This window comes from Candidatus Clostridium eludens, from assembly GCF_045310515.1.
In the GTDB taxonomy this organism is placed as follows: Bacteria; Bacillota; Clostridia; order Clostridiales; family Clostridiaceae; genus Clostridium_B; species Clostridium_B eludens.
The window spans coordinates 43,426-57,497 of the sequence record NZ_JBJHZX010000030.1 but is presented as its reverse complement, the minus strand read 5'-3'; the positions used below and the strand labels follow the sequence as shown (position 1 = coordinate 57,497).

9 protein-coding genes and 1 other annotated feature are annotated in these 14,072 nt (G+C 33.1%); all 9 genes read right to left on the bottom strand.

Annotation, left to right across the window (positions count from 1 at the left end; all coding sequences use genetic code 11):
* Nucleotides 1-131: 131 nt before the first annotated feature.
* Entirely contained in the window at nt 132-644 is a 513-nt protein-coding gene (infC, locus tag ACJDU8_RS18075; RefSeq protein WP_406793564.1) for a translation initiation factor IF-3, read from the bottom strand.
* A 154-nt stretch (nt 645-798) separates the two neighbouring features.
* A complete protein-coding gene (locus ACJDU8_RS18070; protein ID WP_406793559.1) occupies nt 799-1,416 on the bottom strand; it encodes a Na+/H+ antiporter NhaC family protein in 618 nt (205 codons plus the stop codon).
* A 335-nt stretch (nt 1,417-1,751) separates the two neighbouring features.
* Nucleotides 1,752-2,570 carry a purine-nucleoside phosphorylase gene (locus ACJDU8_RS18065; RefSeq protein ID WP_406793558.1) on the bottom strand — a complete coding sequence of 273 codons (819 nt, stop codon included), beginning with the start codon at nt 2,568-2,570 and terminating at the stop codon, nt 1,752-1,754.
* Between the two features lie 466 nt (nt 2,571-3,036).
* Nucleotides 3,037-3,963, bottom strand: coding sequence for a homoserine O-acetyltransferase MetA (gene metA / locus ACJDU8_RS18060; protein WP_406793557.1), 927 nt, complete (start codon nt 3,961-3,963; stop codon nt 3,037-3,039).
* Between the two features lie 743 nt (nt 3,964-4,706).
* Nucleotides 4,707-5,195, bottom strand: a complete 489-nt coding sequence (gene ilvN, locus ACJDU8_RS18055) for an acetolactate synthase small subunit (protein WP_406793563.1) — start codon at nt 5,193-5,195, stop codon at nt 4,707-4,709.
* Between the two features lie 15 nt (nt 5,196-5,210).
* Complete coding sequence (gene ilvB / locus ACJDU8_RS18050) at nt 5,211-6,821, bottom strand: biosynthetic-type acetolactate synthase large subunit (RefSeq protein WP_406793556.1); 1,611 nt, start codon at nt 6,819-6,821, stop codon at nt 5,211-5,213.
* Between the two features lie 225 nt (nt 6,822-7,046).
* Nucleotides 7,047-7,178 carry a hypothetical protein gene (locus tag ACJDU8_RS18045; RefSeq protein ID WP_406793555.1) on the bottom strand — a complete coding sequence of 44 codons (132 nt, stop codon included), beginning with the start codon at nt 7,176-7,178 and terminating at the stop codon, nt 7,047-7,049.
* A gap of 218 nt (nt 7,179-7,396) precedes the next feature.
* Nucleotides 7,397-7,595, bottom strand: a binding site (T-box leader).
* Nucleotides 7,596-7,808: 213 nt separating this feature from the next.
* Entirely contained in the window at nt 7,809-9,242 is a 1,434-nt protein-coding gene (locus ACJDU8_RS18040; protein WP_406793554.1) for a glutamate synthase subunit beta, read from the bottom strand.
* Between the two features lie 10 nt (nt 9,243-9,252).
* Complete coding sequence (gltB, locus tag ACJDU8_RS18035) at nt 9,253-13,782, bottom strand: glutamate synthase large subunit (RefSeq protein ID WP_406793553.1); 4,530 nt, start codon at nt 13,780-13,782, stop codon at nt 9,253-9,255.
* Nucleotides 13,783-14,072: the final 290 nt, after the last annotated feature.

Below are 14,072 nucleotides of genomic sequence, written 5' to 3'. Positions count from 1 at the left end.
TTTTCTTTTTCCTACTCATAGCTATAAGCTTTCCGGAACCACAGGTAAAACCTGTGGTATTCTAAAATAAAATAAAATCAGGACTTAATCATCAAGTCCTGATACCACTTCTTCTATTTTTATTAGATCTGCTACTTTTTAGGAGCCAAAATCATAAACATATTATTACCTTCTAATTTAGGTTGCCTTTCCACGGACGCCTCCTCTTCAACCTTAGTTAAAAAAGCCTTCAAAACATTTCTACCCAAATTTGTATAATTGTTTTGTCTTCCTCTAAACCTTATAGATACTTTAACTTTATTGCCCTTAGTTAAAAACTTTTTTGCATTATTAGCTTTAATTTCTATATCATTTTCCTCAATAGTAGCACTTAATCTAATTTCTTTCAACTCTACAATTTTTTGATTCTTTTTAGCTAGTTTCGCCTTTTTAGATTGCTCATAAACAAACTTACTATAATTCATTATTTTACATACAGGGGGTTTAGCCTGAGGCGAAACCATCACTAAATCCATACCCTTTTCTCTTGCTGTATTTAAAGCCTCTTTAGTATTTATAATAACACTGTCATTTTCTCCCACCAATCTAACTTTCTCTACTTTAATTTCTTCATTTAAGTTACTAAGTTTATTAATAATATACACCTCCACAATTTTAAATTTACCTATTTATTATTATATATAAGGATTTATCCTTCTGCAACTATAAAATATACTTATTTAGTGCATTATTCTAATACTTACTCATATTAGGCAAAAAAATTAAATTTTTCATTTACTACAATTTATTAGCTCTTTTTCAGGAGTATTTTTTTGTAAAAAATTCCAAGTATAATGTAACTATCGGTAACACATAACATAACAATGCATAGGGACCATATTTAATTGATGATATTCCCGTAAGCGCCAAAATGAACAATGAATTTCCATTCCAAGGTATTAGAGGGGCTACTACAATTCCCGTATCGGATATGGTTCTTGCTAAAACGTAACTTTCAATTTTAAATTTTTTATATTTATCTCTCAACAGTCCCCCTGGTATTATAAGTCCCATGCTCTGATCGCAAATTATAGTCAATATAGCACTTATAATGCCGGTTTTCACAATAATTTCCCCTTTATATTTTACTTTAGAAATTATCTTATTTATCATAGGGTTTATAAGATCGGTACCTTTAAATATACTGCTTAAAGCAACAGCCATCATTATTATAAGAAATATACTAACTATTGATTGAATACCTCCTCCTACTAATATCTTATTTAACTGTGAAGAAGTAGTGCCTCCTTTATATCCAAATAATATATAACTGAAAATTTTTAACACAGGTACTTTTTGAAGAAAAATACTTATTATTATTCCTGCAGTTAACCCTATTAATAAAGACTTAAATATTTTTATTCCTAAAAAACACAATAGAAATATAACAGTATTCTTAGTGTCTTTAGCACTTAGACTACGTTATCCTTTAAGGGAAGAACTCATCCAGGGGCATAGCAATGCTTATCTTCTCACTTTGATAGAAAAGCAGAGAACCAAAATTTTTAATTTTGTGTGAATCGCTTTCACAGAGTGCGATGGGGGTGTCAGCATTGTCAGCCTTTGGACAAATTAACTTTCACTGTACTATGGTATCACGAAAAAACAGGAGGTACAAGCATTTATTGCTATAATTGAAAATAAAATTATTTTAACGGCCTGGTTTAATTTAGAGATGCCTAAGGCACCAAATCTTTAGATTTAGTGCCTTTTTATAGTTCTCCTAATATCTTTCTCAAAAGTATTTTAAAGCTGTTAGCCACAATAGCAGAAGTTTTTATAACTTCCTCATGATTTAAAGGTTGTTTTAATATACCTGCTGCCATATTAGTTATACAGGATATTCCCATAACTTTCATTCCACTGTGATTTGCCACAATTACTTCAGGAACTGTAGACATGCCTACTGCATCCCCTCCTAATATACTTAACATATTTATTTCAGCCGGAGTTTCATAGCTTGGTCCACTCATATAGGCATATACTCCCTCCTGAAGTTGTATTCCTAATTGTAACGCTGAATGCCTCGCTATCTCTCTAAGTTTTTTATTATACGCCTCTGACATGTCTGGAAATCTGGTTCCGAAGTCTTCTAAATTTTTTCCTATAAGTGGATTTTGACCTGATAAATTTATATGATCTTCTATAAGCATAAGCTCTCCGCTTCTATAGTTTCTATTTAATCCACCGGCTGCATTGGTAACTATAAGTATTTCTACTCCTAATTTCTTCATGACTCTAATGGGAAAAGTTATCTCTTCCATTGAGTATCCTTCGTAATAATGGAATCTCCCCTGCATAGCAACTATAGATTTACCTTCAAGTTCTCCTATAATAAACCTGTTTTTGTGTCCTTCTACTGTAGAAACTGGGAAATGTGGTATTTCATTGTAGTTATAAATTTGAGGTTCTTCAATCTCATCTGCCATATTCCCTAGTCCTGAACCTAGTATAATACCTACTTTAGGTGTAGATTTCATATTTCTATTTATATAGTCCACTGTCTCTTTTATTTTTAAACTTAAATCCATATTAATCTGCTACTTAAAATATGGACAAATATATCCATACTAAGACTTTTCCTTCTTCAACGTGTCCGATTTTGTAGTCCCAAGAAACATACTACTCTCGTTTGATGTGACACTCCCAAGGCGTAAATTCCCGACTTAGCCATCGGTACATACCTATAAAATCTTTTAAATGATTATTTATAGGTTGTAGCATTTCTCCTTTCTTCTTTTATTTATCAAATTCTATATTTGTTTTTTATTCCATTCACCAATAAGCACCATCAGGATACTACTCCATAGTTATAACAGTCCTTTCGCCCTGTTAATGGTTATTTTCCGCCTATTCCGTGACCTTTTCCGGTGAAAAGGTAAAAGTAGTTTATAGTCACGCCGGACTTTGAATACATTTAATTACGTTTGGCTATATCTGTATATGTTTTTAATAACTAAAGCATTTCTCCTTTCTCATATTATAAGTTTTAATAAGTTATAAAAAAGGCGGCATTTCACTTAAATCATATGGTGTTTCCTGATAAACATAATAATTTAGCCAGTTTGAAAACAACAAACCCGCATGGCTTCTCCACTTCACTATTGGATTTTTATCTGGATCATCACCCGGAAAATAGTTTTTAGGTAATTTTATATTCTGTCCCTTTGAAATATCTCTTAAATATTCAGATTTTAAGGTAAGCGGATCGTATTCTGAATGTCCTGTTACAAAAATTCTTCTTCCATTTTTATCCAAAACCAAATATATTCCTGCCTCCTCCGATTGTGCTAGTATAGTAAGTTCCTTAACTTTTTCAATATCCTCTCTCTTAACTTCCGTATACCTAGAATGAGGTACATAAAATTCGTCATCAAATCCCCTTACTATCTTTATCTTGTCTTCAATAACTTTGTGTTTAAATACTCCAAATAACTTTTCCTTTAACATATACTTTGGTATACCATAATGATAGTATAATCCAGCCTGTGCACCCCAACATATATGTAAAGTAGAATATACGTTATATCTACTCCATTCCATTATATCTTTAAGCTCTTCCCAATAATTTACCTGTTCAAATTCCAGATGTTCTATGGGAGCTCCTGTAATAATCAATCCGTCAAATTTTTCATGTTTTATTTCATCAAAAGTTTTATAAAAATTGGTTAAATACTCTTCTGGGGTGTTCTTGCATACATGAGTTTTTAAATGGAGCAATTCTATCTCAATTTGTAGTGCAGTATTGCCTATAAGTCTCATTAATTGAACTTCCGTAGTGGTTTTAGCAGGCATAAGATTTAAAATAGCAATTTTAAGGGGTCTTATATCTTGATGGAATGCTACATTTTCAGGCATAATAAATATATTCTCACTATTTAAAATTTCAGCAGCAGGTAAGTCATCTTTTATTTTTATTGGCATAGTATCACCTCTGATGTTAAATTTCATTAAATTTTATTATAACATAGGTACTCATATTTGGAAATTAAAATTTTACAAAAAATCACACTATAAGTATGTACCTATAGTGTGATTTCAACTTAATATTTAACATGTTGTTTATTTTCAAATACCTATATTCATGTAATTAGCATATTATTTTAAACTAATATGCTAATTACATGGCCTGAATTAAAGGATAAAAAACATAAAAATTTACCTGACACCAATACAGATAACTTAATATCTAATCATAATCCTTTAAACTATAATTAAACAGTTCACCACCCATATTGATGATTCGTTCAACCATACGACATACCTACACAGCCATATACAACTCTTTAGCTGCATACAACCATCTCAGCACCTGGGATGATCTTCGCTGGACCCTATACAATAATTTGGGATCCCATTATAATCAACATAATTAACCACAATGAAACCTTTCATCAACATATAAGATCTACCTTAAATTGTACATACCATAATCTTTAACTTTTAGTGTGACTATTAAAAAAACTTGTAAACAAACATTTTTTCATTATCTACTAAATTCTAAAAAACTATATACAATTTAAGGCTAACCTATATATACTTACACTTAAGAATATATAGGTCATGGCTCAATCCTCATGCTCTTTACACTATTTAATATGCCCTGATACAAAAAAATAATTCCACAATTTTTATGTAAATTGTGGAATTTATATTAATGAATATTTTTAACCTTGTTTACATCCTCTTTGAAGTGCTGTAAGTCCTGTACGCACAATTTCTTTAATTCCGTAAGGTTTCATAATTTCAATAAATGCAGATATCTTATCCTCATCTCCAGTTATCTCGATCATCATACTCTTTTCATCCATATCAACTATATTTCCTCTAAAAGTATTTACAGTTTCCATGATTAATAGCTTATTACTAGGCTCTGCAGATACCTTTACCAGAGAAAGTTCTCTATATACTGAAGGATTATCAGTCAAATCTGTTATTTTTATAACTTCAATTAACTTGTTCAACTGCTTATTAATCTGTTCAATCACATAGTCATCCCCAATAGATACAATAGTTATTCTCGATATTTCTGGATCTTCTGTAATTCCTACTGTAAGACTGTGAATGTTATATCCCCTTCTACTAAACAAGCCAGTTACTTTACTTAAAACACCTGAATGATTTTCTACTAATACCGATAATACATACTTCTTTATGGTACTCACCTCTTCCTAAAAAGTTCTTTCGTGTGGATCAACAATACATTCTATTAAAAATGCTTTATCTGAATTTAAAGCTTCTTGAAAAACTTCCTTGAATTCATCATCATGTTCCACTCTTCTTGCCAATAACCCATAAGCTTCTGACAGCTTAATAAAATCCGGATTAGTTCTAAAATTAACGCCAAATTCCTCAAGGGATTTATTGTTTTGAATTTCTCTAACCATACCCAAGCCTGAATTATTGAAAAGCACTATAATTAAATTTACATTTTCCTCAGTAACAGTACCCAGTTCAAACACGCTCATTTGAAATCCACCGTCACCTGCAAAAGCTATAACTCTCTTATCAGGACACGCAAGTTTAGCTCCAATAGCTGCCGGAAGAGAATATCCCATGGTGCCAAGTCCTCCAGAGCTTAAAAATTTTCTGTTACCTGTTATTTTAAAATTACGTGCACACCAAAGTTGATTTTGACCTACATCTGCAGTTAAAATAGCATCCTCCTCTACCATATCAGACACAATTTTTAAAACATACTTAGGATTCACCTTATCTGTAGGCTTTCTGTTTACCTTTAAATTTTCTTTCCACTCTTTAATCTCATTTAACCAGTTTTCAGTTTCTATAGGTACTATTTCTTTTGTCAATTCTGCTAAGACATTTGCAGAATCCCCAACTACCGGAATATAGGTGTCTAAATTTTTACCTATTTCTGCAGGATCAATATCTATATGAATTATATCTGCCTTTTTGGCAAATGTTTTTACTCCAAAAGTAGTTCTATCTGAGGCCCTAGCTCCAATAAGTATTAAAACATCTGCATTTTCTGCAGCCTTATTTGCATAGGCAAATCCATGGGTTCCTATTAATCCTACATAATAATCACTGTTTTCATCCATACTTCCCTTTCCCATAAGAGTATGGATAACAGGTATATGGGATTTCTCCACAAATTCTTTTAGCTCTTTTTCAGCTTTTCCAAGTATTATTCCTCCACCTACACAGACAATTGGCCTTTCACTGATTTTAAGCCTGTCAACTACTTTCTTTATTTGTTTAAAGTGTCCTTTAGTAGTAGGTTTATATCCCCTTATATTAACACTTTCAGGATATTCAAAATCGATATCTTCTTCCATTATATCTATAGGTATATCTATAAGTACTGGTCCTTTTCTACCGGTATTTGCTATATAAAAAGCTTCTTTTATGGTTTTAGGTATAGATTCTGCGTCTTTTATAAGAAAATTATACTTTGTAAAAGACTCCGTAGCACCTGTAATATCTACCTCCTGAAAAACATCCTTTCCAATTAATACAGACTTAACCTGACCTGTAATAATAACAAGAGGAATAGAATCCATATACGCAGCAGCAATAGCTGTAATAACATTAGTTGCACCAGGACCCGATGTAACAATACACACTCCAACTTCTCCTGTAGCTCTAGCATATCCACTAGCACAATGTCCCGCACCTTGTTCCTGTCTTACCAGTACATGTTCAATATCCGATTTTCTAAAAGCTTCATATATAGGAACCACTGTAGCACCCGGATACCCAAATACCATTTTTACATTTTCTTTTTTTAAACATTGGATAACTGCTTCAGCAACTTTCATGGTCATCTCTCCTTGTAAATTTAATTTAATGTTACTAATTATTCTTATGTAGTTAAAAACCACACTCAATAAGTTTTTAAGGTACAAAAAAACAGACCTCCTTATGGGGCGAGAAGTCTGTTCCGCGGTACCACCCAATTTTTACTCAACTAAATAACGACATACGCCGGCACAGCTTACTAAATTTCAGCCTACAGCTTAAGGGTGAGTTTCAGTATAAAATATTTATGGATTTCCAGCAATCTCCACTCTCTTTAAAATATTTATCAAGTGATTCTTAGGTTCAGGTGGAGTTTGCTTATGAGAACTACTCTTCTCCAGCTGAACCTTAGAATCACTTATCCAGGCGCGTAGCACCTCTTATCCCCCCACTTTGATAGAAGATGGGGTATTAGCAGTGGTAGCGATCGGATAAATACTTACTTGTCCCTATCATAGCTTTTTACATTAACAATTATTAAAATATAACGTTACATTTCTAAAATTTTACTCATTTAAAATATTAATAATTTAAAATATTGCACAATAGTAAATATTATTTATTATTAAAATAAACATAAAAAAACAGGCTTCCTTAATGAGGCGAGAAGTCTGTTCGCGGTACCACCCAAATTTATTACTTAATTTAATAACGATTTACATCGGCACAGCTTACTATCACTTCAGCCTGCAACTCAAGGGCGAGTTCAACACAATCATATCTATGGGCTTTCACCAAATCCCACTCTCTGTAAAACACTCATTATATCTACTATTCCCTATCATAGTTTTTATTATTCAAATATGAACTAAGTATAATATAAATTAATTTACATGTCAATAGATTTTTTTAATTTTCATATAATTTTATACATTAAAATATTTTTAAAACAAAACAGCAAACTCACTCTATTTATCATCCACCATTTAGAGTAAATAAAGCAAGTTTGCCGCCAATAACCACAGAATTAATTGCTCATTATGAATGTCACGCTGTGCATTAATTCACTATCCTCTTAGAGATGTTTCTCCCATCAAGTATTTATCAACACTTCTTGCTACTCTTCTTCCGTCATTTAATGCCCACACTACAAGAGATTGTCCTCGTCTCATATCTCCTGCTGCAAATACACCTTCTTTTGTAGTCATATAATTTTCATCAGCTACTACATTTCCTCTGTCATCAAATTTTACTCCAAGTTCTGCCAAAAGCCCCTCATGTTGAGGATGAAGAAATCCCATAGCTAAAAGTACTAGATCTACTGGCTGCTCGAACTCACTGTCAGGTACTTCTACCATTTTCATTTTTCCATTTTCATTTTTCCACTGAACTTTCACACCTTTAAGGGCTTTTAAAACTCCCTTTTCTCCTATGAATTTTTTAGTACTAACACACCATTCTCTTGTACATCCCTCTTCATGAGAAGTTGTTACTTTAAGAGTTTTTGGAAATACAGGCCAAGGCATTTTATCATTTCTTTCTACCGGAGGCTTTGGCATAACTTCATATTGATAAACAGCCTTAGCTCCCTGTCTCACTGAGGTACCTATACAATCCGAGCCTGTATCTCCCCCGCCGATAACTACTACTACTTTTCCTTTAGCACTTACACTTCTTTCTTTAATCTGTTTTGCTGAAACTCTTTTATTTTGCTGCTTTAAAAAATCTACTGCAAAATGTATCCCTTCAAGTTCTCTTCCCTCAACCTTAAGATCTCTTGGAATAGTAGAACCTCCTGTTAAAACTACTGCATCAAAATTTTTTAACAGTTCACAGGTAGAATAATTTACTCCAACATTGGTATTAGTTTTGAAAATTATTCCTTCTTCTTTCATAATGTTTACTCTTCTGGCTACTACATACTTTTCAAGCTTAAAATCAGGGATACCATATCTTAATAATCCGCCTATCTCATCTTCTCTCTCAAACACAGTAACAGTATGTCCTACAGAATTAAGTTCTGCAGCAGCTGCAAGTCCTGAAGGTCCCGAACCTACTACAGCTATATTTTTACCTGTTCTTACTTTTGGAATGTTAGGCTCTACCCATCCTTTTTCAAAAGCTTCTTCTATTATATTAAGTTCTAGTTCTCTTACTGATACAGGCTCCCTATTTACACCCAGAGTACAGGAACCTTCACAAAGTGCAGGACATATTCTTCCTGTAAACTCTGGAAAAGTATTTGTAAGTGAAAGTCTTTCAAAGGCTTTTTTCCATTCATGTTTATATACAAAATCATTCCAATCTGGAATTAAATTTTGTATAGGACATGCCCAATTGCAAAATGGAGTCCCGCAGTCCATACATCTTGCCGCCTGTAAATTCAATTTGTCCTCTGGAAATTTACAATACACTTCTTTATAATCTTTAATTCTTTCTTCCACTGCACGCTTTTTTGGATTTTCTCTTTTATATTCTTTGAAACCAGTTAACTTTCCCATAATGTACCTCCTACATATTAGAAGCAGTAGCTGCTTCTGATTTTTGTTGTTCAAGTATAAGTTTATATGCAGTAGGTATTACTTTCTTAAATTTGGTCTTATATACATTCCACTGATTAAGAATTTCTTCAGCCTTTGTACTGTTTGTATACTTATAATGCTCCTGTAGCAGACTATATACTGTATCTATATCGTCACTATCTAAACTCTCCTCAATTTCCACCATTTCCATATTACATTTATCATTGAAAGAATTATTCTTATCCAGTACATAAGCTATACCGCCACTCATACCAGCTGCAAAATTTCTCCCCATTTCACCTATTATAACTACTACTCCACCAGTCATATATTCACAGCCGTGATCTCCAACACCTTCTACTACAGCCACAGCTCCACTATTTCTTACTGCAAATCTTTCCCCTACGCTGCCGTTTAGGAATAATTTTCCTGATGTAGCTCCATATAAAATAGTATTGCCCGCTATAATATTCTTTTCCGCTACAAAAGTAGCTTCTTTAGGAGTTTTAATAATTACCTTACCTCCTGACAATCCCTTGCCCACATAATCATTAGCTTCTCCTTCAAGTATTAAGGTGAGTCCACGTACTCCAAATGCACCAAAACTTTGTCCTGCAGAACCTTTAAAATTTACTACAATTGTATCTTCAGGCAATCCAACACTTCCATATTTCTTAGCAATTGTACCGCTTAACATTACACCTACCGAACGATTTACATTTTTTATTTCCATGTTAATATCAACCCTAGTTTTATCCGCTATTGCTTTCTTTGACATTTCAATAAGCTTATAGTCAAGTGCCTCACTAAGTCCATGGTCTTGAGGTATTACACAGTAAGATTTAATTCTCTTTGGCATATATGGTTTATATAAAATTGAAGATAAATCTAATCCTTTGGCTTTCCAATGGCTAATAGCCTCCTTTGTTTCTACCATATCTACCCTTCCAACCATTTCATTTACTGTTCTGAATCCAAGCTTAGCCATATACTCTCTAACTTCCTGTGCTATAAAAGTAAGGAAATTTATTATATATTCAGGCTTACCCTTAAAATTCTTTCTAAGTTCTGGATCTTGTGTAGCTATACCCATATCACAGGTATTTTGATGACATTTTCTAAGCATAGTACATCCCATTACTACAAGGGCAGTAGTTGCAAATCCAAATTCCTCTGCTCCAAGTAAAGCTGCAATAATTACATCTCTTCCAGTTTTCAGCTGTCCGTCAGTTTGAATTCTCACCCTGCTTCTCAAATCATTCAACAAGAGAACTTGCTGGGTTTCTGATAAACCAAGCTCCCAAGGAATTCCCGCATGTTTAATAGATGAAATTGGTGATGCTCCTGTACCTCCATCATGTCCACTTATTAATATTAAATCTGCATGAGCCTTGGCTACTCCTGCTGCAATTGTTCCTACTCCTACCTCTGAAACCAGCTTAACACTTACATTTGCTTGAGGATTTACATTTTTCAAATCATATATAAGTTGTGCTAAATCTTCTATAGAATAAATATCATGATGAGGAGGCGGTGAAATAAGATCTAGTCCTGGAGTTGAATGTCTAGTTTTAGCAATATACTTATCCACTTTTCTACCTGGAAGTTGTCCACCCTCACCTGGTTTTGCCCCTTGAGCCATTTTAATTTGAAGTTCATCTGCATTAACCAAGTATTCAGTAGTTACACCAAAACGTGCAGATGCTATCTGCTTTATGGAACTTCTCCTTGAATCTCCATTAGGGTCCAGTATATATCTTTCAGGGTCTTCCCCACCCTCTCCTGTATTGCTTCTTCCGCCTATCCTATTCATAGCTATAGCTATAGTTTCATGGGCTTCTTTACTTATAGAACCAAAAGACATAGCCCCTGTACAGAATCTTTTAAGTATTTCACTTACTGGTTCAACCTCTTCTAATGGAATTTCTTTTCCTTTTTTCAATTTAAACAAGCCACGTATTGTACATAAATTTTTATCTTGGTTGTTTATTATATCTGCATATTCTTTATAAAGTCCATAATCATTGGTTTTGGATGCAACCTGAAGTTTGTATATAGTCTCTGGATTGAAAAGGTGAAATTCTCCTCCCTTTCTCCATGAATAATTACCACCTACATCTAGCTGGGAAATAGGCTTTCTTATTTTATTAAATGCATTATTATGTCTTGTAAGTACCTCCTGAGCTATTACATCAATGCCAACTCCGCCTATTCTTGAAGGCATGCCTTCAAAATATTTATCTATAAATTCTGAATCCAGACCTATTGCCTCAAATATCTGTGCTCCATGATAACTTTGCAGCGGAGATATACCCATTTTTGATAAAACTTTAAGTATACCATTATTTACAGCTTTAATATAATGTTTCTTTGCCTCATCCGGTGTAATATCTTTCATATCACCATCTTTTATCATCTGATCTATAGTCTGATATACAAGATAAGGGTTAACTGCAGAAGCACCGCAGCCTACCAGTAGTGCAAAGTGCATAGTTTCTCTTGCTTCCCCTGTTTCTACAATAATTGAAACTTTTGTACGGCTTTTTTCTCTAATAAGATGATGCTGTACTGCCGACACTGCCAGAAGACTTGGTATTGCCGCTTCATAGGAATCCACATTCTTGTCACTAAGCACCAATATATTATATCCTTCTTTTATTCTCTTTGAAGCCCTCTCACATATTTTTTTAAGAGCATCTTTAAAACCTTCTATTCCCATATCATATTTAAAAGTAATAGGTACTGTTGTGGTTTTGAAATCCTTATTTCTGAGGCTCTTTATTTTTGATATTTCTTCATCTGTTAAAGTAGGACTATAAATCTCTATAAAAGGATCAATTAAAACTTCATTGTTTAATATATTAGCCTGAGTTGAACCTATATAATTAAAAAGTGACATTACCAATCTTTCTCGCATAGGATCTATAGGTGGATTTGTTACCTGTGCAAAAAGTTGTTTGAAGTATGAAAAAAGTAATTGGCTTTTATTTGAAAGCACTGCAAAAGGAGCATCATTTCCCATAGAACCCACCGGTTCTTTGCCATCTCTTGCCATAGGTTCTATTATCCGTTTTAAATCTTCAATAGTATATCCAAAGGCTTGTTGCTTTTCTTTTAATACATCTGGAGATATTTCCTCTTTTTCTTTAGCTGAACTAAACATGTCAAGAGTAAATCTTAATTTTTTTAGTATTTCTCCATAAGGTTTACTTTTACATATTTCTTCCTTCAATTCTTTATCTTTAATAATTTTACCTTTTGCAGTATCTACAAGAAACATTTCTCCAGGTTTAAGCTTTCCTTTTTCTGCTATATCACTATCTTTAAATTCTAGTACTCCCACTTCTGATGCCATTACTACAAAACCGCTTTTAGTTACTGTATATCTTGCAGGCCTTAAACCATTTCTATCTAGCGTTGCACCTACCTGTATACCATCAGAAAAAGACACAGCAGCAGGTCCATCCCAAGCTTCTATTAATGAACCGTGATATTCGTAAAAAGCCTTTTTGTATTCTTCCATATGCTGGTTTCCTACCCAAGCTTCTGGTATAAGTAACATAAGTGCATGAGGAAGAGCTCTGCCATCTTGATATAACAGTTCAAGTGCATTATCAAGTGAAGCAGAATCACTGCTTTGCGAATCTACTATAGGAAAAAGTTTTTTTATGTCTTTCCCGAATGTTTCAGATTTAAGTACACCTTCACGTGCCTTCATCCAGTTCCGGTTTCCTCTTATGGTATTTATTTCTCCATTATGTCCAAGATATCTAAAAGGCTGTGCTAAATCCCATGTAGGAAAAGTATTTGTACTATACCTTTGATGCACTAATGCAATAGCACTTTTAAAATTTATGTCATTTAAATCAATATAAAATTTCTTTATTTGTTCTGCCAGTAATAATCCCTTATACACTATAGTTCTACTTGAAAGGCTGCATACATAGAAAGATTTTACTGTATCTCCAAGAAGTTTGCTAACTTCATTTTCTACTCTTTTTCTAATTACATAGAGCTTTCTCTCAAATTCATTTTGATCTTTTATATTCTTCCCTACAAATATCTGTCTTATAATAGGTTCTGTGCCTTTAGCAGTTTCTCCTATACTCCTGTTGTCAGTTGGTACATCCCTCCAACCTAATACCTTTTGTCCTTCCTCTTCCGTTACTCTCTCAATTATTCCTTCACACTGCAGTCTTAAAGCAGTTTCTTTAGGAAAAAACACCATACCAACTGCATATTCTCCAGCCTTAGGCAATTCCATTCCTAAATTATCACAGCTTATTCTGAAAAACTCATCTGGAATTTGAACAAGTATACCTGCCCCATCCCCAGTTTTAGTATCAGAACCTACTGCTCCTCTGTGAGTTAAGTTAACTAAAATTTGAATACCTTTTTTTACAATGTCATGGGTTTTTTCGCCTTTTATACTGGCTATAAAACCCACTCCACAAGAATCCTTCTCATATGTGGGATCATAAAGCCCTTGCTTTGAAGGAAATCCTACACTATAATTCATACCGTCAGCCCCTATCTAAAAAACTTTTGAATAAAAATGCATTTCTCTAAGCCCCCAGAAATGCATCCTAAACCTTTTCTTCTTTAATTATCAATAATTGCATTAATATCCTTTAATTTTACATACATGGTATTAAAGACATTATGAATTTATTAATATTTTAATAATGATTTTATCATATTTTCTTATACTATGCAAGTTTTATAAATTATAATTTCACTTTTTTATTAAAAAATATGTAATATTTTAAGATATTATTTCATAGAATTTTTTTATTTCTATATTATTAC